The sequence below is a fragment of the Microcoleus sp. bin48.metabat.b7b8b9.023 genome, assembly GCF_013299185.1.
GTDB lineage: Bacteria > Cyanobacteriota > Cyanobacteriia > Cyanobacteriales > Microcoleaceae > Microcoleus.
In genome coordinates, this window is record NZ_JAAFKG010000050.1 from 1 (window position 1) to 24254 (window position 24254).

General features: G+C 44.9%; 26 protein-coding genes. 11 read left to right on the forward strand and 15 right to left on the reverse strand.

Features of this window, described 5'->3' with window-relative positions; all coding sequences use genetic code 11:
• Positions 1–539: 539 nt before the first annotated feature.
• Positions 540–758, forward strand: coding sequence for a hypothetical protein (locus QZW82_RS23795; protein ID WP_293153814.1), 219 nt, complete (start codon positions 540–542; stop codon positions 756–758).
• A gap of 645 nt (positions 759–1403) precedes the next feature.
• A complete protein-coding gene (hetR, locus tag QZW82_RS23800; protein WP_293153995.1) occupies positions 1404–2309 on the forward strand; it encodes a heterocyst differentiation master regulator HetR in 906 nt (301 codons plus the stop codon).
• Positions 2310–2511: 202 nt separating this feature from the next.
• Here the strand turns inward: hetR and QZW82_RS23805 are convergent, their stop codons facing one another.
• Complete coding sequence (locus tag QZW82_RS23805; RefSeq protein ID WP_293153817.1) at positions 2512–3363, reverse strand: TIGR00297 family protein; 852 nt, start codon at positions 3361–3363, stop codon at positions 2512–2514.
• Between the two features lie 11 nt (positions 3364–3374).
• Here QZW82_RS23805 and QZW82_RS23810 point away from each other — a divergent pair, with 11 nt between their 5' ends.
• Complete coding sequence (locus QZW82_RS23810) at positions 3375–3806, forward strand: VOC family protein (RefSeq protein ID WP_293153820.1); 432 nt, start codon at positions 3375–3377, stop codon at positions 3804–3806.
• A gap of 241 nt (positions 3807–4047) precedes the next feature.
• On the opposite strand, the gene QZW82_RS23815 is transcribed toward QZW82_RS23810, so the two are convergent.
• The gene (locus QZW82_RS23815) at positions 4048–4662 is read right to left on the reverse strand and encodes an alpha/beta fold hydrolase (protein WP_293153823.1); all 615 of its coding nucleotides are present in this window, start codon (positions 4660–4662) and stop codon (positions 4048–4050) included.
• Positions 4663–4664: 2 nt separating this feature from the next.
• Positions 4665–5282, reverse strand: a complete 618-nt coding sequence (locus QZW82_RS23820) for a triacylglycerol lipase (protein ID WP_293153826.1) — start codon at positions 5280–5282, stop codon at positions 4665–4667.
• A 315-nt stretch (positions 5283–5597) separates the two neighbouring features.
• On the opposite strand from QZW82_RS23820, the gene QZW82_RS23825 reads away from it, so the two are divergent.
• Positions 5598–6032: a hypothetical protein gene (locus tag QZW82_RS23825; protein WP_293153829.1), complete on the forward strand. Its 435-nt coding sequence runs from the start codon at positions 5598–5600 to the stop codon at positions 6030–6032.
• A 104-nt stretch (positions 6033–6136) separates the two neighbouring features.
• Here the strand turns inward: QZW82_RS23825 and QZW82_RS23830 are convergent, their stop codons facing one another.
• From QZW82_RS23830 to sir, 8 genes are all read right to left on the reverse strand, one after another.
• Positions 6137–7294, reverse strand: a complete 1158-nt coding sequence (locus QZW82_RS23830) for a tetratricopeptide repeat protein (RefSeq protein ID WP_293153832.1) — start codon at positions 7292–7294, stop codon at positions 6137–6139.
• Between the two features lie 191 nt (positions 7295–7485).
• Complete coding sequence (locus QZW82_RS23835; protein WP_293153835.1) at positions 7486–8259, reverse strand: PPC domain-containing protein; 774 nt, start codon at positions 8257–8259, stop codon at positions 7486–7488.
• Positions 8260–8363: 104 nt separating this feature from the next.
• Positions 8364–8804, reverse strand: a complete 441-nt coding sequence (locus tag QZW82_RS23840) for a hypothetical protein (RefSeq protein WP_293153838.1) — start codon at positions 8802–8804, stop codon at positions 8364–8366.
• Positions 8805–8807: 3 nt separating this feature from the next.
• Positions 8808–9164: a lysozyme inhibitor LprI family protein gene (locus QZW82_RS23845; RefSeq protein ID WP_293153841.1), complete on the reverse strand. Its 357-nt coding sequence runs from the start codon at positions 9162–9164 to the stop codon at positions 8808–8810.
• A gap of 117 nt (positions 9165–9281) precedes the next feature.
• A complete protein-coding gene (locus QZW82_RS23850; protein WP_293153844.1) occupies positions 9282–9668 on the reverse strand; it encodes a type II toxin-antitoxin system PemK/MazF family toxin in 387 nt (128 codons plus the stop codon).
• Positions 9658–9888 carry a hypothetical protein gene (locus tag QZW82_RS23855; RefSeq protein ID WP_293153847.1) on the reverse strand — a complete coding sequence of 77 codons (231 nt, stop codon included), beginning with the start codon at positions 9886–9888 and terminating at the stop codon, positions 9658–9660. The genes QZW82_RS23850 and QZW82_RS23855 overlap by 11 nt, the downstream gene beginning before the upstream one ends.
• A gap of 59 nt (positions 9889–9947) precedes the next feature.
• Positions 9948–10787, reverse strand: a complete 840-nt coding sequence (locus QZW82_RS23860) for a 16S rRNA (uracil(1498)-N(3))-methyltransferase (protein ID WP_293153850.1) — start codon at positions 10785–10787, stop codon at positions 9948–9950.
• A 407-nt stretch (positions 10788–11194) separates the two neighbouring features.
• A complete protein-coding gene (gene sir, locus QZW82_RS23865) occupies positions 11195–13186 on the reverse strand; it encodes a sulfite reductase, ferredoxin dependent (protein ID WP_293153853.1) in 1992 nt (663 codons plus the stop codon).
• 276 nt (positions 13187–13462) lie between these two features.
• On the opposite strand from sir, the gene QZW82_RS23870 reads away from it, so the two are divergent.
• Positions 13463–13711 carry a chlororespiratory reduction protein 7 gene (locus QZW82_RS23870; RefSeq protein WP_293153857.1) on the forward strand — a complete coding sequence of 83 codons (249 nt, stop codon included), beginning with the start codon at positions 13463–13465 and terminating at the stop codon, positions 13709–13711.
• 210 nt (positions 13712–13921) lie between these two features.
• On the opposite strand, the gene QZW82_RS23875 is transcribed toward QZW82_RS23870, so the two are convergent.
• Positions 13922–14302: a hypothetical protein gene (locus tag QZW82_RS23875; RefSeq protein ID WP_293153860.1), complete on the reverse strand. Its 381-nt coding sequence runs from the start codon at positions 14300–14302 to the stop codon at positions 13922–13924.
• Between the two features lie 14 nt (positions 14303–14316).
• Here QZW82_RS23875 and QZW82_RS23880 point away from each other — a divergent pair, with 14 nt between their 5' ends.
• On the forward strand, positions 14317–14442 hold the full coding sequence (locus QZW82_RS23880) for a hypothetical protein (protein WP_293153863.1): 126 nt from the start codon (positions 14317–14319) through the stop codon (positions 14440–14442).
• A gap of 29 nt (positions 14443–14471) precedes the next feature.
• Here the strand turns inward: QZW82_RS23880 and QZW82_RS23885 are convergent, their stop codons facing one another.
• A complete protein-coding gene (locus QZW82_RS23885) occupies positions 14472–15632 on the reverse strand; it encodes a glycosyltransferase family 4 protein (protein ID WP_293153866.1) in 1161 nt (386 codons plus the stop codon).
• 549 nt (positions 15633–16181) lie between these two features.
• Here QZW82_RS23885 and serS point away from each other — a divergent pair.
• Positions 16182–17462, forward strand: coding sequence for a serine--tRNA ligase (gene serS, locus QZW82_RS23890; protein WP_293153869.1), 1281 nt, complete (start codon positions 16182–16184; stop codon positions 17460–17462).
• Between the two features lie 625 nt (positions 17463–18087).
• Here the strand turns inward: serS and QZW82_RS23895 are convergent.
• Entirely contained in the window at positions 18088–19104 is a 1017-nt protein-coding gene (locus QZW82_RS23895; RefSeq protein WP_293153872.1) for a hypothetical protein, read from the reverse strand.
• 247 nt (positions 19105–19351) lie between these two features.
• Between QZW82_RS23895 and QZW82_RS23900 the strand changes: the two genes are divergently transcribed.
• Positions 19352–21220: a 3-oxoacyl-[acyl-carrier-protein] synthase III C-terminal domain-containing protein gene (locus QZW82_RS23900; RefSeq protein WP_293153875.1), complete on the forward strand. Its 1869-nt coding sequence runs from the start codon at positions 19352–19354 to the stop codon at positions 21218–21220.
• Positions 21220–22146, forward strand: coding sequence for a hypothetical protein (locus tag QZW82_RS23905; RefSeq protein ID WP_293153878.1), 927 nt, complete (start codon positions 21220–21222; stop codon positions 22144–22146). Before QZW82_RS23900 ends, QZW82_RS23905 begins: the two co-directional genes overlap by 1 nt.
• Before the next feature lie 217 nt (positions 22147–22363).
• Here QZW82_RS23905 and QZW82_RS23910 read toward each other — a convergent pair whose 3' ends face one another.
• Entirely contained in the window at positions 22364–22501 is a 138-nt protein-coding gene (locus tag QZW82_RS23910) for a hypothetical protein (protein WP_293153881.1), read from the reverse strand.
• A gap of 315 nt (positions 22502–22816) precedes the next feature.
• Between QZW82_RS23910 and msrA the strand changes: the two genes are divergently transcribed.
• Both msrA and QZW82_RS23920 read left to right on the forward strand, forming a co-directional pair.
• Positions 22817–23470 carry a peptide-methionine (S)-S-oxide reductase MsrA gene (msrA, locus tag QZW82_RS23915; protein WP_293153884.1) on the forward strand — a complete coding sequence of 218 codons (654 nt, stop codon included), beginning with the start codon at positions 22817–22819 and terminating at the stop codon, positions 23468–23470.
• Positions 23471–23917: 447 nt separating this feature from the next.
• On the forward strand, positions 23918–24247 hold the full coding sequence (locus tag QZW82_RS23920) for a hypothetical protein (protein ID WP_293153887.1): 330 nt from the start codon (positions 23918–23920) through the stop codon (positions 24245–24247).
• Positions 24248–24254: the final 7 nt, after the last annotated feature.

The window sequence follows — 24254 nt, forward strand, 5'->3', positions numbered from 1 at the left end:
AGAATGGACTACTGGGTGATGTTGAGTCACCGAGATAATTGAGTATTTCTACTCATTTTTGTCTCGGATGATTCACTTTTCCCCCCTCAATCCCCCTATGTGCCAGTTGGGGGTGCGGAATGTGGGTATTAATATAGGCAACTAAAATTTATTTGGGCTCACACAATTTTAAAATAGAGGACTTATGTATAGCCTTTCGACTTCCCGACGTACTCATGGGCATAGGGGATAGGGCATAGGGCATAGACCAAATCGGTCAAACCGGGCATACCTCACTTTTTCGATAACCGTTATATTAAGACGAAAGAAACCAGTTTTTGCACCTCATATATGAACTACCACAACGCAAGATTTTCATCAAAAACTGCTGGTTAAGCAGAGTCGAAACCCGGTTTCTGCTCGCCCCTGCGTCCAGGACTAAAATCAAATAATTCTCCCATCATGTTTTTTTGGGTAGTCTGGCAAATTCAAGGAAATCAATCCTGATGAGCAAGGGAAAAGTCCGTATCTGTAAATAGACACTGATACAGATACTACCCATGAAAAACTACCCTGCAATTGCTTTGCTCAGCCTGTTGGGCCTTAGCTTGAGTGCTACCGCCGGTCTATCCATAGAATCCCCAGCCGCACAGCTAGAAACTTCTACAGCTCAATATATGTTATCAGCGCAAACTCAACAAAGAGGAGATCGCGCTCCCCGCAGAGGCACCGGACGGTATGATTTGATGCAGGTCAACACTGACACTCAGGCACTATAATAATTTCGATCGCATTGCCAGAAAGCTAGTTCCGCAACTGACTTGTTTCTGGTTTCGAGGCTGGTTTCGAGGTCGCCCGTGTCGATCGCATCTGATTTTCTGGGATTTATAGTTTGTCAGGTTCGTCAGGCCACTGCACTTTTTATTGATACTCCCTAGAAGATTTTTTTTGTAACAAATGTCACAATATAAACTGGAGCTGCCATCTACGTAGAGATATATTCTCGTAGGTGGCGGTTTTGTATTGAAAATGCTCTTTCTCTTTTTCCCATTCTCCCCCTCTCTGAGTCGCCTCAAATTCTTCCGATCGCAATAGTTCTTTACGTTTTCCCCCCACAGGTGGGGTTTAATTTTTAACCGCTGCACTATAATTGACGTGCGATAACTAACTTAATATATAGCTACACCCTGAGTGCAGAGGGTGCAGCTCTCGACTTAAATTCGCCAATAAGAACCACTTATTCGGTGTCGATCGCCTTTAAGGCAAGGCCCGAGTGATATCAGGAAAATTAATCTGCCTGAATCTTAGGGTAGCTGCCAAGCTTTCCGGCGACTGTCGGCTATGCTTGATTCGGCGGTCTCGCAATATTTTTTTTTATGGAGGATGAAAAGATGCCTCCAAGTTTTACTATTTCGGAGATTGTGATGAAAAATGACTCTTTAGATCTGGTCAAAAGCCTGAGCCCCAGTGCAATGGATCAGATCATGCTATATCTGGCGTTTAGCGCCATGAGAACCAGCGGACACAGGCACGGAGCGTTTCTAGACGCGGCTGCAACGGCAGCTAAGTGTGCCATTTATATGACCTATATGGAGCAGGAAAACAACCTGCGGATGACGGGACACTTGCATCACATTGAGCCTAAACGGGTGAAAGTGATCGTCGAGGAAGTCCGGGAAGCTCTGACCAAGGGAAAATTGCTGAAAATGCTGGGTTCCCAAGAACCTAGATATTTGATTCAGTTTCCTTATGTCTGGCTGGAACAGTATCCTTGGGTTCCGGGACGCCCTCGGATTCCGGGAAACAGCTTGACGGCGGATGAGAAAAAATATCTCGAAGGCAAGATTCCTCCCAATCCACCTGATGCTCAATTGATCAATTCTTTTCAGTTTATGGAATTGATCGAGTTTCTGCATAGACGATCGCAAGAAGAAATGTCAGCAGAAAGGCGAATGCCTTTAAGCGAAGCTCTAGCAGAACACATCAAGCGCCGCTTGATCTATTCCGGAACCGTGACTCGCATTGACTCTCCTTGGGGAATGCCTTTTTATGCCCTCACCCGCGCTACTTACTCTCCCGCAGAACAGGAAGAGCGCACTTTTACGATGGTGGAGGATACGGCTAGATATTTCCGACTGATGAAGGATTGGGCGGAAAAACAACCGAAGGTGATGCGAGTTATGGAGACTTTGGATGTTCCAGCGGAACGGCTAGAACAGGCTGTTGAGGAATTAGATGAAATTATTCGTAATTGGGCCGATCGCTATCACAAGCGGGGCGAACCAACGATGATTGTACAAATGGTTTTTGGGCCAAAAGACGACGATTAGTCATTGGTTATTAGTTATTGGTTATTGGTTATTGGTTATTGGTTCTTGGTCATCTTCCCCCCAAGCGAAGCCGAAATGACTAATGATTAATAACTAATGTTTCTGGGCGCAGAAACCGGGTTTTTTACGACAATAATGCGTTAATGCCTGGAATTTTTGTCAAAAACCCGGTTTCTTGGGTCGCGATCGCCTCCAGGATTGACTAAGCGAAAAAAGTTCTCCAAGCGGAGGCTAGGACGATCGCTGCGATCGCTCCGATGAGTGTATTGAAAAAATTCACTACCTCGTTCGTTAGCCACTCAAACTTTGATTGCACCGTCGCACCAATCACGCTCTCGATGTTCGTAGCAACAAAAGCTGCAACAACACAAAAAACAATTCCTGTCAAGTCAATTACACCCACAGCCCAACTCACAAGAGCAATCAGGATCGATCCGACAATACCTGCGATCGTTCCTTCCAAACTGACGGCCCCTTCCGTACCCCTAGGTACAGGCTGCAAGGTAGTAATCAAAAACGTATGTTTCCCGTAAGCTTTGCCGATTTCGCTAGCGCAGGTATCGGAAAGTTTGGTGCAAAAACTAGCCGCATAGCCCAGCAACAATAAGGAAATCACAGCATCTTGTGGCACAGGCATCTTGCCTGTGTCTCCTAAAATACCGCCTGTGTCTCCTAAACCTGTGTCTCGGAAAATACATAATGCCAAAACTGCCACAGCACAAAGAGTAGCCGTTAAAGCCGAACCCCAGACATTTTCCGGGCCTCGGGCTCCGGAACGCTTTTCGGCAATACCTTCAGCTTCTTTTTGGGCTTTGCCGATGCGGGTAACTCCAGATCCGACCAGAAAGTAGAACATGACCACAGCATAGCCTTGCCATCCCAAACTGCCCCAGATGATGACACCCAGCAGCCAACCGTGGAGTTGTCCAGCCGGAGTAAGCAATTTTTTGGGAGCAAGGGTGGCGATCGCGAGTAAAAATGTATTCAGGGCGATCGCCACCAGCCAAGGATTAGACCAAGATAAATAATTAAAGAACAATTCTGAATTCTGCATTTAGTACCTCCATGAGCCAAGTCATATTTCATCTTGCCTTCCCCGTGACAGATATTGAGCAAACCAAAGCCTTCTACGTAGACGGGCTCGGCTGCGAATTAGGTCGCGAATCACCGAATTCGGCGATTATGGGTATGTGCGGCCATCAAATAGTCGCCCACGTCAGCCGCGAACCTTTGACACCTCAGCGAGGTATCTATCCCCGGCATTTTGGGTTAATTTTTACCAACGAAGCTGACTGGGAAGGGTTGTTAGAAAAAGCCCAGCAAAACAACTTGAATTTCTATCAAGAACCGAGACGGCGATTTGTCGGTTTGCCCACAGAACACCGCACTTTCTTCTTAGAAGACCCTTTCCACAATATACTGGAGTTCAAGTATTACTGCGAAGCTGAAGCAATTTTTGGCCGCAGCGAATACGCTGAAGTCGGCGATACTGTTTAGTAAGGTACGTTGTTGCGCTTGGGCGCTCTTATAGCGGTTCTCAGAAACATGAGGTATGTTGTTGGGCTTCAGCCCTCTTAGTTTAAGGGTTATATAAGCTATCAGTCATACCTCATCTTTTTGAGAAAGGCTATATACGCAAGAGCGCTGAAGCGCAACAACGTACCTAAGAATTAATCCCGATATTAGGTCAGTAACGCAAGTGCTATGTAATTGAGAATCTCTATTTCGGGGCCCCCTACTACTTAATTATGATTTTCAATGGTTCTGAAAGTGCCTCAGCAACCGCTTTTAAACTGCTAGAATGCCTCGCCATCATCGCATGGGCGAATACAGACAATTTTACTTCTTTCGCCGCCGATATTTGCGAACTAGAAGCAGGGACAATGATGAAATCCCAATCTGTCCAAATCGAAGTAAAATTCATCTTTTCTAACAACGCAACATCTCGATTTAAATCTTCCAGAAAAGCACTGCCCGGACGCATTTGAACGCAGCCTTTTCCCCAGAGAGTGTAAGCCGTCCAAGTACCGCTGTGAGGCGAAGATATGGCAATAAAGCGCTGAACTCGGTTAATTCCGCCTAACCTTTGCAGGTAGTAACGAGTTACTAAACCGCCCATACTCAATCCTACGATATCTAAAGGTTGTTGTGGCTCGAAATTTTTGTCTATATAATTTGCCATTTGTTTGGCTAATTCGTCGATGCTGGCGTTGCCCCATTGGGGCGAGAGATCTAGGGTGTAAACTGACCAGCCTAAATCTCTTAGGTAGGCAGACATTTTGTAAAAAATTCCTGATTTCCTGAAAATTCCGTGAACTAGCAAGACTGGATTGCTGCTGAAATTGCTATTCATTTTTAAGTAGGAACTTTATTTTTAATCGGTGCTTTTAGTTCTTCTACTAATGCGTTAATACTTTGGGATTCTGTCACCATTTGGCGGTGCAGCATTACGTTAAGTTTGACTTCTTTCCCTACTGGCATTTGGGAGCTGTGCGACGGTAAAATCATGATGTCAAAGGGCGTCCACATAGATGTAAAATTTATGCGTTTGAGTACGGTTACATCTTGGTTCAAATCGCGCAACAAGCCACTATCGGGGCGCATATCCAGGTATCCTGGTAGGCCCAGGGAATAGGCAGTGAGGGTTCCTTTGTGGGGGGAAGATATGGTGATGAAACGCTGGACTCGGTTAATGCCTCCGAGTCGCTGGACGTAGTAGCGGCTGACGATGCCTCCCATGCTGTAGCCTACTATGTCGATCGCCTGTTCTGGATCGAACGTCTCAGAAATGTAGTCTGCCAGTTGCTTGGCTAGGGAGTCGAGGCCGAGGCTGCCGTCGTTGGGGGTGAGGTTGAGGCTGTGGACACACCATCCAAGTTGGGTGAGGCGGGCGGACATTTTGTCAAAAATAGTCTTTGTGTCCCAGATGCCGTGGATGAGGATGACGGGATTGCGATCGAGCGAACTGTTCATTTGAAAAGAAAATTGCTTGCCGATTACAGCATAAATTACTCCCCTAGGGAGTTTGACCCCTACTAGGACAGCTAGCGAATCGGATCTAGGTATCGCGAGCCAATAGCAAATCAGTCATAAATTCTGAGATAATCGTAAATAAGTGCAAAGTTAAAACTGGCATTACTGAGTAAAAATTACTAGAAGCTCTGCATTTTTAATCAAAAAATGTAAATTTTGATTAAGAAATATAGACAAAGGTTTCCTTAGCTCGTAATCTAACTTTGTTGACAAACTCGTACAAATTTCTCTAAAAAAACAAAAGGAGTAAGTCTAATGTTTGGTTTTATCAAAAATTTCTTCGGTGGTATTTTCGGCTTTTTCGCTGGACTGTTGGGCTTGAAAAAGTCTGAATATTTCCTAGATTTGGGCGAATCTTCGGATAAAGAACCTGCGAAGGTTGAGCCTGTTGCTGTAGCACCGGCAAAAGTTGAGGCTGTCAAGTCTGAGAAGTCTGAACCGGCGAATAAAGCTAAGGTAGAGAAAAAGTCTAAGAAAGAAAAAGAACCAGTCGCTAGCGCTGCTGCTAAGACTTCGGAAGCGCCGAAGGTACCTGCTGCTGCAACTAACGGCAAAGTGTCGAGTCAAGCTGAACCTGTTCTGACTTTTGCTCCTAATAATTTAATGCCGACACCAACTGCAAATCGTCGCACCCCAGGCCCAAGCATGAATAATTTCCGGGAAATGGCTCGTCAGGTGAAAACCAAGTAGCAAATTGGTAATTCGCAATAGGGAATTGGGCATTAGATAATTCCAAATGCTGGAGTTAAAAAATTAAAAATGGGATTCCTCATTTTTAATTTTTAACTCTTTTTTTATTCCCTATTTCCTGGGTGTCTGAGAAAGGCTAACCCGCTGTATAGCTGGAAAGCCGAGTCCCAAGGAGTTTCGGATTTGCGCTCTACATCTACATGAGATTCGATTTTGCTTAACATATGCGTATAATCGAGAACTGTCTCCGCAAAGGGAGTAAATTCCGACCAAACTGTAACGTCAAGCTGTTGGTCAAATATTTCTAGCAAGTGATTCCAGTTAATTCTGGTCGTACTTTGAGGCATTTGTGGGGATTTTTTGACTCTGGATGTTTTGTTTTTTGACTGCGGTGAAGCTACGCTAGTTGCTGAACTTTGAGTGAAGTCAACGCCTTGTTTAAATTCGTAACTTTGGTCGCAAATTCGCAGAATGGAGTTGCGGCTGGGAATGTGCAAGTCGCAGATTTGAGCGTAATCTTGGGTGATTTCTTTGTGACGAAATTGCTCGTTTCTGCGGTTGGGAGAGTAGTCCATGATTTCAATGAACATTGGTAATAAGCCTTCTACTCTCTGGCTGACTTCTGACCAATTAAATTCAATAGAACCGACTCTATCTAGGTTATCTTTACAAACAACCGCTGGAGAAGAGAGAGACTGGAAGTGTTGCACTCGGAAAATTTGGATGTTTTTAATGTCGGCTAGGGTTGCCCAAAATACCGGAATTCCGGCGTTGAGAAGTTCTTGGCCGTAAATTCGGAGTTCGGCGATAGGGCCGGTTTTGTAGAGTCTCCAGCCGCGGCTTTGGATTTGCATCCGGGTTGTGTAGGCGTCGATTTTGAAGATTCTGCTGATATTTTGTACGGCTGCGGGTTTGTCTTCGGGACTCACTGGTTCGAGGATGAGGAGTCCGGGTTCTAGGCTGCTGGGGTCGTTTTTGGCAGTTTCGATGGCTTGTTGGCGGAGGTTTTGTTGTGCGGTTTCAATGCGTTGAATGCCTTGGCGGGCCTGGGAAACGATTTTGGGGTTGGTGATGTCGCGGAGTATTTGTTTGTAGGTGGTTTGGGCTTTGTCGGGGTTGTTGGTGAGTTCGTAGTAACGACCAATGTAGTATTGTACCCAGGGATTTTCGGGGGATTCTTTTTGCAGTTGTTTGATGAGTTGGGCGGCTTGTTTGTAGTCTTGGCTTTCGAGGGCGGTGACTATTTGGTGGATGTCTGTCATGGCGGTTGGGGGAATGGGTGTGTTTCTATCTTGGCTGATGTTTGGTTGGTTCCGCTAGTGATTAACAAGTTTTGCTTTGATGTTTGTGGGTGATTTTCGGCTGTTTGCAAGGATAAGATTTAGATTTTATAACCGCGGATGAACGCGGATGTGTCCTGAGAAGTGCTATATAATATTTGGGCTGGTGTTTGTTAAAGTTGATTGGAATTAATGCTGAGGGTGTATGAACCTTTGCTGGTGCGATCGAGTCCTTGAACAACTATTTTGTAAGTGCCGTTACTGGGTAACTTGGCGGTTATTTGGGTTTCTCTCTTGTTGACGCGAACGGCTTTGATATCTGCAATTTTGTTGCCGCTGGGTGCGATGAGTGTGATGAAGTGCTCGAAGGATCTGCTTTTGAGGTCGATGGTGATGGATTGATTTGCACCTCCCTGGAAGCTGTGTTCGCGGTAGAAGCTGCCGTTGGGAAGGCTGGGATCGCCGTCTTTGAGGGTTCCGCGTTGCTGTAGGAGGGAAAGGGAGGTGAGTTTTGGTCGATCGACATTTTTGAAATCTAAGCCATAATTTGTCATGGGTGTATCAAGACCATTTCCTTCTCTGACTGTGACGATAAAGGCAGTTTGGTTTTTGGTATCTCGGACTATTTTATCAATAAAATTGGCTTGTATTTTGGGTTGATTTAAATGTTTTGGTTGGTCAAAATTGGGTTTTGATATACACAGAACCACGCCTCCATCTTGATAGCGGGCGCTGTAGAACCAATATTTTTGACCGTTAGTTGTGAATTCGTTTCTGAAGAAGATAGTGTATCTTTCAAGTTGGGGTAGTTGTTGGTTGGGGCGACAATTTTTATCGATGTTGATTTCGGTGGTTGATGGCTGTCGCTGGGCGAAAACTGCTGGGATGCTGGCGGTGGCTAAGACTGCTGAGATAATGGCGGTGATTGTGGGCGATCGCATTTTCATGAATTATACTCCCGTTTTTTGATTTTCTTTGAACCGTAGATGCACGCAAGTTAACGCAGATGTCGGAAAATTAATCTTTGTTACGATCGAGGTTTTGTTGGATTCTAAATTTTATTATTTTTCTCGAATAACTTGATACATTCTGTCAGCCTTTGTTTGCCATTTACCTGAATGTCTGAACCATTGAGTCTCTGAAAACCATTTAAATCTATAGATTTAATCTGATAAAATTTATGTCCTGCGGGGCCGTCCGTGAACTCAATAACGGTGGGATCGATCATAGTGTTTGCATTAATATTACCTCGAAAACAGTAACGATAACTTGTATTTCTTTGGTAGCCAAATCCTGTGACAGTCTTCTTGGATTTCCTTAAGAATATGTACTCTTTACCGGGCTGATTTGTTTTGCTTGTTTGTCCGTAAAAATAGTCGCCGTTGGGGAGGCTTTCAATTGTCGGTGTGGATTGTGCTAGGATTGGGAGGGAAGCTGCACTGAAGATTACTAAGTTGATTGTGAAGCTTAAGGGCGATCGCCTTTTCATCATTGTTTATCTCTGTAAATATTTCTCTAATTCGGCTGTACGCTGTTTAGTAGCTCGCTCTAAACACTCATTCAGAAAGCCTTGGAACCCACTACCACCGCGATTTCTATACACTTCAAATTCGCAGCTATTATCTCGCACTTTGATCCAGCCTAATTGTGCTTCCGCAAGTAGGGCTTTCTCTTCCTTGCTCAACTTAGCCATCAGTTGTTTATAAACATCATTCAGCCGCTTGTCTGCGAGTTCATACCTCAACCGAATACAGGCTCTGACTTCCACATCTCCTTGGGGCCGATCGCAATTAATCTGTTGAGCGATCGCAGAGTGCTCAGATTGTGCGAAAACTGATGTTGTAGCTAACATTGTCAAAAGCGCGATTGACCAAAAGAGCGATCGGCTTTTCCTTAAATTTCTTTTCATTGCCCTTAAACACCTATTTTACGAATTCTCTTAACACAAGACAGATTTGATATAATAAATTTAAAACTTTTTTTTACATTTGGCTGTTCGCCCTGTCGATGGGATTGCCAAAGTATGTTTGATAGCTGCATTTACTGCCGCCATATTTGACCAAGTACCAATTTTGCGATCGATTTCAACTTCTAGAAGCGTCACCAGATTGTCTGTCATGATTACGGAATCAGCTAACAATCGTGTTTGCTGGCCTTCCGGTGTTGCTAGCGAAACAAAAACCCGGCTTGGGTGTCCTGCACGAGCTAAATTGCTAGTAATCATCGCCGTAATAGTTTGTCCTAAACCAGTCCCCAGATTGTCAGCTTGAACTATCAAAACTGGACGGCGTTTCGCAGTCCGCAAATCAGCATTGGGAAACAGAGCCAGCACTACATCACCTCGCCTATAAAGCATCGTAAGCATCCATTTCAGGTCGTTCCCAATCCTCTGCAAACCTGCTCAACCTTACCCGTAAATCTCCTGCTTGTTGCCGATCGATACCGCGAGATTGCAGCTCTACTAATCCTGATTCTGCCAGAAAAGTAACGATAACTTTCCCTTCAGTTAAGTCGCCCGGAGTTTCCAATAACACAACTTTGCCGTCTCGATATATACCCTTTACTGATTTTAACATTTTAGTTTTATGCCTAATGAGTCATTGACATTTTAGCTTCGTTTATCATATCTAGCACTTCAGGGAAATATTTTTTGGGATGGGTACTTTTCAAAAGCGGCTCCTACCAAGGATAAGGCCACCATTGGTGCTGTTACCGCCCTCAAGATTCTCCTACCCAAAGAAACAGGTTCAAAACCAAACTCGATCGCCCTTTCCACTTCTCCATCAGTCCAGCCACCTTCCGGGCCAACCGCGATCGCGATCGATAATTCTCCCCGATAATCTTGCTCCCCCCTTATTAAGGGGGGCTGGGGGGGTTCTTCCCCATCTTGCTCCCCCCTTAGCAAGGGGGGCTGGGGGGGTTCTAAATTACCAATCAAACAATCCCACAAATGGCGATTGTCCCCGCGAGCAACACAAATAAATCGATTTTTTTGATAGCAATCTTTGACAGCCAAATCAAAGGGAATAGGTTCTAAAACCGTCGGCACAATTTGACGTTCCGACTGTTCGGCGGCCTCCGCAGCAATTCTTCTCCAGCGATCGACTTTTTGAGGACTCGGTTTGAGCAAAGTGCGATCGCTCGTCACGGGTACAATATTTGTCACTCCCAACTCCACCGCTTGTCTCACAACCTCGTCAAACCCGTTTCCCTTGGGCAATGCAGCAATCAAAGTTACTGTGGCTGGGAGCTCCCTGTTAACAGCTATTTCCTCTGTTATTGACGCAATTAACCCTGTTTCCTGAGCTTCTAGGACTGCTGACCACCAATGTCCTCGGCCGTCCATTGCTATAAATCGATCGCCCTGGTTTAATCGCAACACTCGATGTAGATAATGCTGTTGTTCGACGGTTAGGTTGATGGTGCGATCGCACATTTGAGCGGGATTTATTGCTAATCTTTGTAATTGAGACATTGAATTTTAGATTGCTCGTTTTCTATTAGATTTATTTTTTTTAACCGCAGAGAACGCAGAGAACGCAGAGGAAGAAACGAGACTTTAGGTTTGTAGTGAGGACTTCAGTCCTTTCTCTTGCGTTTGTAGTGAGGACTTCAGTCCTTTCTCTTGCGTTTGTAGTGAGGACTTCAGTCCTTTCTCTTGCGTTTGTAGTGAGGACTTCAACCCTGGGTGTGACTTTTAGTCAATTAGGACTAAAGTCCTTACTACGAACCAAGAAAGCTGTTCAGAAATCATAAAGGCAAAGCATTTACAACCGGAATTATTTGACAAATCCAAGCTTTTGTCTGCAAATGCTTTGCCCTTATATTAATTTTGTGTGAGGTTTATCTGATGCGATCGAAAATTGACAATCGAAAATCCGCTTATCCTTCCTCCTTAATCTTCTTCAAATAAGTGGAAATTGCCTCTGTAGCTAGCTGGGTGATTGGCTTGCCCTGACGGGCTGCTTCTTCCTTTAGCTGGTTGTAGATTTCATCGCGGACACTGATTCGACGGCGGACTTTACCACCGCCAGCAGTGGCAGTCTCGTTTTCATCGCCGTTACTAGACGTAACTTCTAATTCATTAATCTCAGTTGTCATCGAGTCAGCAGATTGGTGATTGGTTACAAATTGACGGATAGATTCTAACCCAACGCGATCGCAAAAATCGCCAAAACTCTCGCTTTGTTGCCGTTTTTGCTTGAAATAAACAAAAATTGGCTCCAGAAAAGCTTCAAAATCATTGACGTGCAGCTTTTCCTCAATTGGTTTTGCCAGCCGCGTCTGTGAGGGAGAACCGCCCAGCCAAATCTGGTAGGATTCTGGGGAACTCCCGACAAAACCCAATTCTGCCATATAAGGACGAGCGCATCCATTGGGGCAGCCAGTCATCCGCACTACAAAATGCTCGTCTGGTAAGCCAACTTTGGTCAAGCTCGCCCGAATCCGCTCTAAAATGCTGGGAATCACGCGCTCGGATTCGGTAATTGCCAGCCCGCACGTCGGCATGGCCGGACACGCCATCGCATAGCGTACCAAAGGATCGATCGCAGTTTCTGCTTTAATGCCGCTGCGATCGAGTATTCCCTGAATTTCTGATTTGATATCTGGGGAAATATCGTAAATCGTGACGTTTTGGTGCGGTGTCACCAGCAGGGGCACATTGTACTTCTGCACGATTTCCCGCAAAGCCGTTTTTAGCTGAAACGAGCCTTCATCCTTAATCCGGCCGTTTTCTACGGAAATGCCGACAAACAGCTTGCCGTCGCCTTGTTCGTGCCAGCCCAAGAAATCAAAATACTTCCACTCAGGCAGCGGTTTAAACGCTTCTAGCGGTTTGCCAAAATATTCGGCTACTTTTTCTTGGAACCACTTGACGCCTTTGTCGTTAATTAGGTACTTGAGTCGGGCGTGTCGTCTGTCTGTGCGATCGCCAAAATCTCTTTGCGTTGCTACAATTGCCTTGACCAAATTGTAAACATCATCCTTGGCAACATAGCAAATCTCGTCCGCAACGCGAGCAAAAGTTTCTTCTTTATTGTGAGTGCGGCCCAAACCGCCGCCGGCAAACACGTCAAAACCTTGCAACTCGCCAGCTTCATTGGTAATTACCACCAAGCTCAAATCCTGAGAGTACAAGTCAATTGAGTTGTCTCCCGGTACAGTAACGGAACACTTGAACTTGCGCGGCATATAATGCTCGCCGTAAATCGGCTCTTCCTTATCCTCGCTAAAGATTGTGCCGTTGCCGTTTTGCTGTCTGGCGGCCTTAACTGCGGGGTCTTCCTCAGCGGAAATAGCCTTTTCGCCATCAAGCCAAATTTCGTAATAAGCACCGGTTTGCGGTGTCAGCAAATCGGCGACATTGTTGGCGTATTGCAAAGCATACTGGTATTCTGGGCGATTTTTGTAAGGTGCTGGCGGTGCCATGACGTTGCGGTTCAAGTCGCCGCAAGCTCCCAAGGTTGACCCCATATTTTTAATAATTGAGGAAAACACTGCTTTAAGATTTTTTTTCAGCACGCCGTGAATTTGGAAACCTTGGCGGGTTGTGACGCGCAGCGTGTGGTTGCCGTATTCTTCTGATAGCTTGTCTAACGCCAAGAATAGCTGGGGTGGAACTAACCCGCCGGGATTGCGGGTGCGGAGCATGAACTGATAGTCTTTTTCTTGTCCTTTAACTCGATTGTCGCGGTTGTCTTGCTGGTACGAGCCGTGAAATTTGAGAATCTGAATCCCGTCTTCGGTGAAGTGGGTTGTTTCTTGTAACAGTTCAGTCGCAACGGGTTCTCGTAAATAGTTGCTGCGTTCTTTGAGACCTTCTGATTTCGAGGGCTTGCGCGCCGCAGGGGTTGAAGTGGTAGATGTGATCATGGGAATGTATAGTGCCAGTTATAATTAGATAAAGGTCGATCGAATATTTCTTGACAATTGGACAGTTGACAAATTTGCACTTGACAAATTTCCTCAGAAATGCTGTGGCGGATTTGTTGAGAACTAAGTTAATAACGGTAATCCGGTAGGAATTCTGATGTTGTTCTATCTTAACACGTTCGAGCCGGGGCCCCAAAAATTGTAATTAAGAGTTTATACTTTGGCTAGCTTAACTGCCGGAAACTTTAGAAATAATTAACCTCAACCTTTAAAACTATGTCACTGTATGACGAAGACACCTTTGTGGTATTAGAAACAAACCAGCCGGAGCAGTTTTTGACGGCGGTGGAACTATTAGAAAAGCTGAAAGCGGTCTTATCCCGAGAACACGAAGATTTGCCGCAGGATGTACTCAAATTCTCTTCGGTGGAAGAACAAGCTAAGTATTTAATTGATACCTATTGTGAATTAGATGTCGGGCCGGGCAAATTTTTGCAGTGGTACGCAGTGCGTTTAGAAAAATAATATTATTCCAGCAATTTTCACAGGCAAATATTTAACTTCTCGGACGCAGTGCGACTCAGAGAAACCGGGTTTTTTCGTTTTTTGCGTGCTAAAAAGATTTCTTAGGTACGTAGTTGCGCTTCAGCGATCTTTCTTATATATATGCAAGAGCGCTAAAGCGCAACTACGTACCTTTTTCTGGCAACCCGTGGGTAAATCCCAGACAAATAACTAATCTTCCAACTGTTGAACAGATGATACTTCAACTGCGGTAACATCGATCGTACCGGGCGGAGTCAAACGGCTAAAATGACCTTCCTCTATTTTCAGAGGTTCACCGCAGTTGGCACACTGAAACTGAGTTTGATTTAAAGCTGTGAATTCGTACTGACAAACAGGACACTTGTCCTCAATTAAATTGCGTTTCAGCCACCACTGAAGCGCGAAAAATCCTACCACAGGAGTCAGCAGCAACAAACCTACTACAATCAAAAATGATTTAACTACCCAACCCAAACCAATTGACACCAACACGCAGGCGATGCCCAGCAATATCAGCCAATTGCTAATACGGGGTAGGTTTAAAGAGATTTTGGGGGTGCCTTGGTTCACGGTGGTCTCCTTTGATGTCTTTTCAGGTAGGCGTAACTACATCCTACTCAGAAATTCAGGCGGTCGATCGAGTTAATATTTCTATTGTACACGCAGAAACCGCTCTCTACGTTACAAGTTCATCTGAGTCAGAAGCTTGAAAAATCCCTTGCAAGGATTCACACAGCGATTAAGAGCTAAATCTTGCTAGGGTTTGTTCCCTCAACCAATGCCGATCGCACCTTCGATCCTTTCCTTGAAGCATTTCCACACAAGCAACCGCTACTGCTGCCGGATCTCGGTGAGGAACTCGCCATCCCAGTTTACCATCTTGCAGCGGATCTGCCGAACCGTCCGCGTCCCCGGCGAGCACTGGTATTCCGCAAGCTAGAGCTTCTAAATACACTATACCGAAGCCTTCCTGGGAGGGCATTACATAAGCATCCGCAAGTTGGTAATGTGCTGCTAAATCTGCTGTCGGTACAAAACCCGCAAATATAACTCTTTCGGAAACTCCCAAATCGGTGGCGAGTTTTGCTAATCTAGGGCGATCGTCCCCGCGTCCAATTACTAAGTATTTCACATTGGGAAAACTTTTGGCAATTTCCGGCAAAGCTTGAATTGTGACATCGACGCCTTTGTAACTATCAGTCGATCGCAATCTGGCGACAGTCATCAATATCTTAGCACCAGTCAGCTCGTATTTTTCTAATAAATGCAGCGGTTTGGGGCCGATAGTAAATATTTTTTCATTGACAGTACAAGGTACTATTTGGAATTTGTCGGGATTTAAGTTGTTGAGTTCGCAAGTGCGATCGCGCGTGTACCGGCTAATCGTCCAAATGCTATCAGATTTACTCATCGCTATTTGATATTTAGGCGGAAGCGTTTCCCAAACTTCCTTGCCGTAAGTTAAAATCGTGTAGGGAATTCCTAAAGGTTCGCACAAAGTTTGAATCAGCGGTGCGAGGTTAATGTGACCGCAGAAAACCCGTTGAGGTCGTTTTTGCACCAAGCAAGTTAGCAATTTGGCGGCAAACTTAAAACGGCCAAGCCAAGCAGGATGAGTTTTTAGGTAAGAGAATTTGAGATTTTTGGACTCGAAGGGATTGTGACAATCTGGTGCATCTCGCAACAACAAAATTTCTGCTTGTGGCGGAAAGTTTTTGGCTGCGCTTAGTGACAGGTAAGCTTTCAGGATGTCTTGAATGTAGGATTGAATCCCGCCTTCGCTGGAAAATATTTCTAGGAAACACCACAAGTAAGAAGACTCGGCAGTTGAAACCGCGTCTGTACAAATAAAACCCGCATCGGCTGGTTGAATGCCAGAAGTCGTAGGGTGTGGATCCATGAAAAATCGCTAATTAAATACCGACAATCTTACTGGTACGTTGTTGCGCTTCAGCGCTCTTTAAATATATAAGAAAGCGGGCTTTGCTCGATCGGGGTATAAAGTTGTTGCGCTTGGGCGCTCTTTATATATGACGAAGCGCTTAAGCGCAACAACGTACCTTTGACGGGTGCCACCTCCGCGCAGCAAACCCCCGTCTCGGCTTTCAAGTCGCCCAAAAAACAAAAAGCCCCTAAACATCGCTGGTTAGGGGAGAAAATTATCAGGGTGCATCTACTAATGTGCTTAGTATAGCATCCTTTTGTGGGGTGTCACCCATCATGGGTGACACCAACCCAGTTTTTTCGATGAGAATAAATTATATTTGAGGTGCTAAATGATTGCCAAAGCTTGTATGTCCGATCGCATTGTCGCTGTTAACCTAAGATAGGACTGACGCAAAAATCCTCAGAAAGCCTGTAGATTGGTAGATTTATGCTCGCGAAAGCCGATATTTTTCCAGAAATCGGGTTGGCGATCGGCAAGTCCTATATTATTTAAAATAAATCTGTGCTAGACCTCAAATTAATCCGAGAAAACCCGCAAGCCGTACAAGAGTGCCTCAACACTCGCGGAGGCAACTACGAAATCGAGCCAATTCTGCAACTAGACAAACAGCAGCGGGAGCTCGAAGGGAAGCGATCGCAACTGCAAGCCCGCAGCAACGAAATAGCCAAACTCATCGGGCAAAAAAGAAAATCGGGTTTACCCCTCGAATCTCCCGAAATTCAAGAATTGCAAGCAGAAGGCAACGCAGTCGGCACGCAGTCGAACGAATTGCAAGCACAGGAAAAAGACCTAAAAGCTCAAATAGAAGCTCTATTGTTGCCGCTGCCGAACTTACCAGACAAGTCAACGCCGATCGGCAAAAATGAAGATGAAAACGTCGAAATCCGGCGCTGGGGAGACGAATACATTCCCCAAAATCCCGATATTTTGCCCCACTGGGAAATCGGCGAAAAATTAGGAATTCTCAACTTTGAACGGGCAGTAAAAATCGCGAGTCCCCGCTTTGTAACCTTAGTTGGAGCCGGTGCAGCCCTGGAAAGAGCGATTATTCAATTCATGCTAGATAGGCATACAAAAGCTGGTTATGTAGAAGTAATTCCCCCACTTTTAGTTAACACCGAATCTCTGACAGCATCTGGTCAATTACCTAAATTTGCCGAGGAAAGTTTTAAATGTGGCCAGGATGATTTGTGGCTAATTCCTACTTCCGAAGTTCCGGTTGTCAATCTTTATCGAGATGAAATCTTGACAGCAGAACAGTTGCCAGTTTATCACTGTTCTTTCACTCCTTGTTTTCGCCGGGAAGCCGGAAGTTACGGCAAAGATACGCGAGGATTGATTCGGTTGCACCAATTTAATAAGGTGGAATTGGTGAAACTGGTGCATCCGAGTACCTCTGAGGCTGAGCACGAAAAGCTCGTGCAGGATGCTGAGGGAGTTTTGCAGGCGCTGAAATTGCCTTATCGGGCGATCGAGCTTTGTACCGGTGACTTAGGTTTCGCGGCGGCAAAAACCTACGATTTAGAGGTGTGGCTGCCTTCTGCGGGCAAATACCGCGAGATTTCGAGTTGCTCCAATGTGGCAGATTTCCAAGCGCGGCGGGCTAATATTCGCTTTAAAGAAGCGGGGAAAAAAGGTACTCAATTCGTACACGCGCTCAACGGTTCCGGTTTGGCTGTGGGGCGGACAATGGCCGCAATTTTGGAGAATTACCAGCAGCCGGATGGGACGGTAAAAGTGCCGGAAGTTCTTCAATCTTATCTCGGTCGCGAGATTTTGTAAATCAGGTATGTAGTTGCGCTTAAGCGCTCTTTTCCATAGATAAGAAAGAGCGCTGAAGCGCAACTACGTACCAGGTATGTTGTTGCGCTTCAGCGCTCTTTTATATAGATAAGCAAGAGCGCTGAAGCGCAACTACGTACCTAAGAGTTTTGATTTGGGCGCTTTTTTTCAGAGATAAGCAAGAGCGCTGAAGCGCAACTACGTACCTAAGAGTTTTGTTTTGATTTGGGCGCTCTTTTTCAGAGATAAGCAAGAGCGCTGAAGCGCAACTACGTACCTAAGAGTTTTGTTTTGATTTGGGCGCTTTTTTTCAGAGATAAGCAAGAGCGCTGAAGCGCAACTACGTACCTAAGAGTTTTGTTCCGATGAAAGCGCTCTTTTCCATAGATAAGAAAGAGCGCTGAAGCGCAACTACGTACCTAAGAGTTTTGTTCCGATGAAAGCGCTCTTTTCCATAGATAAGAAAGAGCGCTGAAGCGCAACTACGTACCTAAGAGTTTTGTTCCGATGAAAGCGCTCTTTTCCATAGATAAGAAAGAGCGCTGAAGCGCAACTACGTACCTAAGAGTTTTGTTCCGATGAAAGCGCTCTTCTATATAACTGCGAACCTGGGATTTAATATTAATTACAAATTTTTTAGTGCTTCCTTGATATCCAGCGCCAAAAATCTATCCAATGCTAAATACATCCAATAAAGAGATAACTGAGCGTCACTGTTAGTCTTTTGAAACCCCAAAGCATAGGACATTTTTTCATAACTGGGGTGAATAATTAACGTGTACAAGTCGCAAAGATTGGGAAAATCTGTTTGGATTTCTACTAAAATTTTTTGTACATCCTCAATCAAAGTAATCCGGTATTCTTCTAAATATTTCGGATCGATTACCCAACAGCGGACAAACACTGACTGGCAATTCCGATCTCCTGGTAGCGCCATCTTGAAAGGATCGATATCAGAAACAGAACTTAAATGCAGGCTTTTGCTGGGAGCGCTAAAAAAATTAACATCCGATTCGCTAGCGGTGGGATAAAGTAAGTAAAATCCGACTGGATTGAGATTGTCGCAGCGACGCAAAACTCGCATTCCTTTTGAATATTGAGCAGCCGAAAGCCGAATAACTTTAGCAATCTTTTGGGGAACTGCGTTGGTGCTGCGGTTCATCCAGTTATAATAGCTTGCTAGTAAATTAGCGACGGGGATGGCATCGCACCGAGGGTTAAAATCATCTAATTTTAGTTTGACTGAGTTTTCGGGCTTCGGGGGATCTAAAATTTCTGGGATGGGTTGAATTTGAATTGCTGTAGCGTTTCCGTCAAAGTGTTTTTCGATCAATCCGAGTGCTTCTAGTTTATCTAACATCATTCCGGCGGCGCGATCGCTCCCGCGATCGGAATCCGAGTAAAATAGTTCTGCTGCTTCCCGGTGAGTGCACTGCACTTCTGTTGCTGGTAATTCCAGTTTCGCCAGCGGCGGTTTGACGCGGGGCTGGCTTTCCTGAAGCTGTTTCACTGATAAGTAAATCCAAAGCCTGACAAAGCATTCAGCCCTAGTGCGAGTGACGCCTACTCGTTTCATCAACAGCGAAACAGCGACACGGCGCTGAGATTGAGAATACCAAGTATCTAGTTTTGCAATATCCATTTCAGTTGGGAAGCAGGGAAGGAACTCTAGTTATATTTTGGCTTAATTTTCCCAAAAACTTCACCCTGCTTCAGGTTACTTGTTGCCGCTGTTGCTGAACTTGTCTGATTTCCCCTGACTCTACAATACAACTGGTTGCTCCTTGCAGGTTCAGTGCTTCACAAAGCACAATCAATCTTAGATATTTTCAGGCTTGATTTAACAAACAACGAACTCGACTAAATTAGCATTTTGAGAGGTTTAGGGTATGCACAGCGCTTATATCAATCGGATTGGGAAATTTTTGCCGGGGGAACCGATTAATAATGATGAGATGGAGGAGTATCTGGGCAAAATTGCCTCGCGCCCTTCGAGAGTCAGACAGCGCATTCTCAACAGCAACGGGATTAAACAGCGTTATTACGCGATCGACAAACAGCAGCAGACACTCTATTCTAACAGCCAAATGGCAGCGTTTGCTGTCCGGGATGCGATCGCCCAGGCAAATCTGGAACCAAGTGCGATCGACTTATTAGCCTGCGCTACCACTTTACCAGATTTATTAGTACCAGGATTTGCCAGCACGGTACATGGGGAACTTTCCGAATTATCTCCCCTAGAAATAGTTTCAACTCAAGGAGTTTGCTGCGCGGGAGTTACCGCCTTAAATTACGCCACATCTCAACTCGAACTCGGCAAAAAACAAACAGCAATCGCCGTAGCCTCCGAATTTCCCTCGCGCCTGTTCAAAAGCACCAAATTTGAAACAGAAACATCAGTCCAAGCTGGAAAAACCCTACCTTTCGATACAGAATTTCTGCGTTGGATGCTTTCCGATGGCGCCGGAGCATTTTTGCTTCAAAACCATCCAAATGCAGTAGGAATTAGCTTAAAAATAGAATGGATTGAACTCGTTTCCCACGCCAACGCCTATCCAGTTTGTATGTATTCAGGATTGGCAAGCGAAACATCAACCAAAAGCTGGTTAGATTATTCATCCTACCTCGATGCAGCCACAGCCGGAGCCTTTGACTTGCGGCAAAATATTCGCTTGCTAGACAATGTAATGAAATTAGGCGTTGAAGGTTGGCTGAACTTGATTAAAAATGGGAGAGTTTGTCCGCAGGAGATTGACTGGCTGCTGTGCCACTATTCATCTCACTTTTTCCGGGGACAAATTGTCGAACTTTTGGAACAAGCAGGCTGCATGATTCCCGAAGAAAAATGGTTTACCAACTTGTACTCGCGGGGAAATACAGGGTGCGCCTCGATTTATTTAATGTTAGAGGAATTGTTCAATTCAGGCAAGTTGCAGCCGGGACAAAAAATCTTTTGTTTTGTTCCGGAAAGCGGTCGCTTTACAACGGCTTACATGATGTTAACTGTTGTGGAAAGCACTAATAAATCTATGACTTCTCAAAGTTTTAAATCCATTGATGTTCCCGAAGCTTCGCCTCTCGAAAGTGTGAAATCAGAAATATTTTACTCTCCGCAAGCTTATTTGTTGCGGGAGTTAGCCTGGATTTGGCTGAGATTCGATCGCGAAATTCGTTCTGTTCCCATTGTCCGCAAATTGTACCGGGGAGAGTTTACAATAGAAGACTATCAAGCTTTGCTGTGCAATCTCCGGCCGCAAGTTGTCGAGGGAGCGCGCTGGATTGCTAGGGCTGCATCTAACATGACTGACTTCCGTTTGCGATCGACTTTTATCGGCCACGCCCAAGACGAACACCGCGACTATCAAATGCTGGAACGAAATTATGTTTCTGTCGGAGGCGAGTTGTCAAAAATTGTCGAATATGATAAGAATATTGGCAGCGAAGCACTGTCAGCTTTTATCTTCCACCAAGCATCGCGGGAAAATCCGGTTGATTTAATTGGCAGTATGTTTATCATCGAAGGATTGGGCAATCGGTTGGCGGGAAAGTGGGCAAAAGAAATCAAAGAAACTCTCGGTTTGCAAGACGAACAAGTATCATTTTTAGCTTATCACGGAGCGAATGATGAGTCGCATTTAGCCAAATTAGAAAATTTGATTAATGCAGAGTGGATGACAGAGGACATCGCCCGTCGCATTGTCAAAACCGCCCGCGTCACTGCTCGTTTATATTTGCTGCAATTGGAGGAAATCCGCTAATGCAAAAGCTGCAAAAACAAGATATCGAAAGTCTCCCCGATGAGCGGCAAATCCCCTATGTGACGAAACCGTACAACCGCCGAGATCCGAGTGTTTGGGATGTCCTGTTTTGCGATCGGTCAATTCCCGTCGATTTAGTGGCAAAAGCATACATGACGCGGGATTTGCAAAACTGGACTCGCAATTATTTGCTCATCCCGATCAAAGTAATTGCTAACTTGTTGCTGGCGGTAATTATGACAGCAAAGCGTTTGTTGCCGTTTCAATTTCGCGCTTACACTTTAATGCACAAATCGGCTGCATTTTTCCTAAATAACTTTGTCTCGCCCGAAGCTTGTTATTTAATTGTGCGGCACATCAGCATCGGCTCCAACATTATCAACTTCTTAATTGATAACGGCCCCGACACCCAGATTGAAAAGTCAAAACTTTATCCGCACACAGTTAGCGATTTAGCAGAAAATGCCTTTCTCGAACACGACTTAATTTTGTATAACTTTGTCTGGGACTACAACCAGGCTATACTAACAAATCCCAACTGGTTGCAGCTTGTCAAAAAACGCGGAATTAATTATGATAGCATTCAACCTGTAGAAGTTGAAATAGATTTTGACAAGCGCAGGTGGCTGAGGATTTTGGATCTGGAATCTGCGATCGAATTGTTTAAAGTATTTTATTCTCTGTGCTTGACTAGCGACGAATTTGCGCGAGCAGTGATGTCGCTTCAGTTAGATGAAAACTTCGGAGTGTACGTCAGCGAGATTACCGGAAATCATGACTGGAATCATGTAATTGTCAACCGCCACCCGCTAGCACCAAACAGTCCGTTTAATGCGGCACGCGACTTGTTTTTGCACGGAATAATTTCGGAATATCTCTATCGGTATTTGGAACTGCGAAAAGAGATGAACAATGCTGAAAATTAGAGTGCGTCAACTCTAGAATAAAAACAATCAAATACGTTCGTAGTGAGGACTTCAGTCCGCATAAATTCAACCAAACTAAATTTCTCGCTACAAACACTTTTATGAAAAATGATTGAGGGATATAATTTGATTTGCTTAATCATCGAAAACCTCTAAGCTGAGCCACCCAACAAGTTGCCAAACATTCTTGATTTTAAGATAAAATCAAGAAAAAATCTCAAGCCAGTGCTAGCTGTGGTTGTTCTGCTAATTTCGAGAAATCATGATAGATCACAATCCACTTACCTGTAATCGGATCGCGGTAAGTAATAAACGGATTAGATTTTAAAGGCTTATTGCAAGGTTTGGCTGCCATTTCTACACACTCCAAATAAATTTTATTGAATAATTCTACAACGCCATACTTTTAAAGATCGCTTCTTTTGCAGAATATCCGGGTGATTGTTGCCTCAAAAACAGGTGATATTTCAGGCATTTTGTGGTGACAGATAGCACTGTGTACTGTGATTGAAAAATTCATTTATAGTGAGCGGTATCACAAAAAAACTCCGAAAAACAATTCTGCCTCGTGCCTTTTATCGTCTATCTTCAAAAGGCCGACTATTTTCAGTGGATATCTGATATTATTAAGTAAGGTAAAGACGTTTATCAGAGATCTCCTCACAAACTTATGGCGCTATTTGGATTTGGCAAAAAGTCGAGCCTGCCGTCTTCCCAAGACGCATTGCCGGGACGGGCAGAGTCTATGCCGGTACCGGCAACTCACTTTGTTAATGGCAATCCCCTCAAACCTCCGTTTCCAAACGGCATGGAGACTGCCATGTTTGGATTGGGCTGTTTTTGGGGTGCGGAACGCAAATTTTGGCAGGAAAAAGGTGTTTTTTCGACTGCGGTTGGCTACGCGGCGGGGATTACTCCGAATCCTACTTACAATGAAGTTTGCAGCGGGATGACGGGACATAATGAAGTTGTTTTGGTTGTGTTCGATCCGAAAGTAATTAGTTACGAAACGCTGCTAAAAGTTTTTTGGGAAAGCCACAATCCGACTCAAGGAATGCGTCAGGGAAATGATTCCGGTACTCAATATCGATCGGGCATTTACACGTATTCACCTAGCCAAATGCAGCTAGCTGAAGCTTCGCGCGATGCTTACCAGCAAGCTTTGACACCCGCTGGTTACGGTAAGATTACGACTGAAATCATTGATGCTCCTGAGTTTTATTACGCAGAAAGCTATCACCAGCAGTATCTTGCTAAAAACCCGAACGGTTATTGCGGTTTGGGCGGTACTAAGGTTTGTTTGCCTGCTATGTCTCAGGCTTGAAATTTTATCCCGCTTGATGGGGATACAATCAGGTTCGTTGGTGTCAATTTAATCTCAAATGTAGTCATATAAATCTGTCTGACGATTAAGGCCAGATCCCCCCTAGCCCCCCTTAAGAAGGGGGGGACAGGAAGCGATCGAACTATTAGGGCCCGATCCCCCCTAGCCCCCCTTAAGAAGGGGGGGACAGGAAGCGATCAAAGTCGGGTGCATCTCAGTTTTGCATTTGTAGTGCTGTAAAAAAAATGCTTTTTGCGAAAATGAGATGCTCCCTCAAAGTCCCCCTTCCTAAGGGGGATTTAGGGGGATCGGGCCTCAGATAAAAGCCAGATTTCTCAGGCTTCAGACTTAATTTGACACTAATGAACACTGCTGTGTCCCTACAGCATAGGGCTAGAATTTCGCCACAAACAGCGGAATGTGTTAGTAGTTGAAAATAGGTAAAAAATGCTGACGGCTGTTGTAATTATCAATTTAATGATATCTCTGGTCTGTTTTTATATAGCTGCGAGAGTGTGGAAAATCAGGCGGACGATCGCACGTTTTGAATTTCGGATCGCAGCAATCGAGCGCTGTAGCAACAATGTCCTCAGCAAATCGCCGGATTTCTTTGCTAAAAGGCAGCAAAGTGCTCACCAATTACGGCGGAATTATCAACAACTGGAATTGCAACTGCAACAGGTTCAGCAACTTTTGGGATTGCTGGGTTTGGGACGGATGCTTTGGCGGCGGCGCGATTCCCTGCGGGATAGCTTCGCTTCACGACCTTTGAGGTAAGCTATCC

What these genes read in the sequence shown, in the direction of transcription:
- QZW82_RS23810 (WP_293153820.1), top strand. Translation starts at nt 3,375, where the DNA reads ATGAGCCAAGTCATATTTCATCTTGCCTTCCCCGTGACAGATATTGAG.
- QZW82_RS23860 (WP_293153850.1), bottom strand. Translation starts at nt 10,787, where the DNA reads ATGTCTCAATTACAAAGATTAGCAATAAATCCCGCTCAAATGTGCGAT.
- QZW82_RS23805 (WP_293153817.1), bottom strand. Translation starts at nt 3,363, where the DNA reads ATGCAGAATTCAGAATTGTTCTTTAATTATTTATCTTGGTCTAATCCT.
- QZW82_RS23845 (WP_293153841.1), bottom strand. Translation starts at nt 9,164, where the DNA reads ATGTTAGCTACAACATCAGTTTTCGCACAATCTGAGCACTCTGCGATC.
- QZW82_RS23830 (WP_293153832.1), bottom strand. Translation starts at nt 7,294, where the DNA reads ATGACAGACATCCACCAAATAGTCACCGCCCTCGAAAGCCAAGACTAC.
- msrA (WP_293153884.1), top strand. Translation starts at nt 22,817, where the DNA reads ATGGCGCTATTTGGATTTGGCAAAAAGTCGAGCCTGCCGTCTTCCCAA.
- QZW82_RS23900 (WP_293153875.1), top strand. Translation starts at nt 19,352, where the DNA reads ATGCACAGCGCTTATATCAATCGGATTGGGAAATTTTTGCCGGGGGAA.
- QZW82_RS23795 (WP_293153814.1), top strand. Translation starts at nt 540, where the DNA reads ATGAAAAACTACCCTGCAATTGCTTTGCTCAGCCTGTTGGGCCTTAGC.
- QZW82_RS23885 (WP_293153866.1), bottom strand. Translation starts at nt 15,632, where the DNA reads ATGGATCCACACCCTACGACTTCTGGCATTCAACCAGCCGATGCGGGT.
- QZW82_RS23815 (WP_293153823.1), bottom strand. Translation starts at nt 4,662, where the DNA reads ATGAATAGCAATTTCAGCAGCAATCCAGTCTTGCTAGTTCACGGAATT.
- QZW82_RS23840 (WP_293153838.1), bottom strand. Translation starts at nt 8,804, where the DNA reads ATGATGAAAAGGCGATCGCCCTTAAGCTTCACAATCAACTTAGTAATC.
- QZW82_RS23920 (WP_293153887.1), top strand. Translation starts at nt 23,918, where the DNA reads ATGCTGACGGCTGTTGTAATTATCAATTTAATGATATCTCTGGTCTGT.
- QZW82_RS23870 (WP_293153857.1), top strand. Translation starts at nt 13,463, where the DNA reads ATGTCACTGTATGACGAAGACACCTTTGTGGTATTAGAAACAAACCAG.
- QZW82_RS23905 (WP_293153878.1), top strand. Translation starts at nt 21,220, where the DNA reads ATGCAAAAGCTGCAAAAACAAGATATCGAAAGTCTCCCCGATGAGCGG.
- hetR (WP_293153995.1), top strand. Translation starts at nt 1,404, where the DNA reads ATGAAAAATGACTCTTTAGATCTGGTCAAAAGCCTGAGCCCCAGTGCA.
- QZW82_RS23820 (WP_293153826.1), bottom strand. Translation starts at nt 5,282, where the DNA reads ATGAACAGTTCGCTCGATCGCAATCCCGTCATCCTCATCCACGGCATC.
- QZW82_RS23910 (WP_293153881.1), bottom strand. Translation starts at nt 22,501, where the DNA reads ATGGCAGCCAAACCTTGCAATAAGCCTTTAAAATCTAATCCGTTTATT.
- QZW82_RS23895 (WP_293153872.1), bottom strand. Translation starts at nt 19,104, where the DNA reads ATGGATATTGCAAAACTAGATACTTGGTATTCTCAATCTCAGCGCCGT.
- QZW82_RS23855 (WP_293153847.1), bottom strand. Translation starts at nt 9,888, where the DNA reads ATGTTAAAATCAGTAAAGGGTATATATCGAGACGGCAAAGTTGTGTTA.
- QZW82_RS23850 (WP_293153844.1), bottom strand. Translation starts at nt 9,668, where the DNA reads ATGCTTTATAGGCGAGGTGATGTAGTGCTGGCTCTGTTTCCCAATGCT.
- QZW82_RS23835 (WP_293153835.1), bottom strand. Translation starts at nt 8,259, where the DNA reads ATGAAAATGCGATCGCCCACAATCACCGCCATTATCTCAGCAGTCTTA.
- sir (WP_293153853.1), bottom strand. Translation starts at nt 13,186, where the DNA reads ATGATCACATCTACCACTTCAACCCCTGCGGCGCGCAAGCCCTCGAAA.
- QZW82_RS23825 (WP_293153829.1), top strand. Translation starts at nt 5,598, where the DNA reads ATGTTTGGTTTTATCAAAAATTTCTTCGGTGGTATTTTCGGCTTTTTC.
- QZW82_RS23880 (WP_293153863.1), top strand. Translation starts at nt 14,317, where the DNA reads ATGTCTTTTCAGGTAGGCGTAACTACATCCTACTCAGAAATTCAGGCG.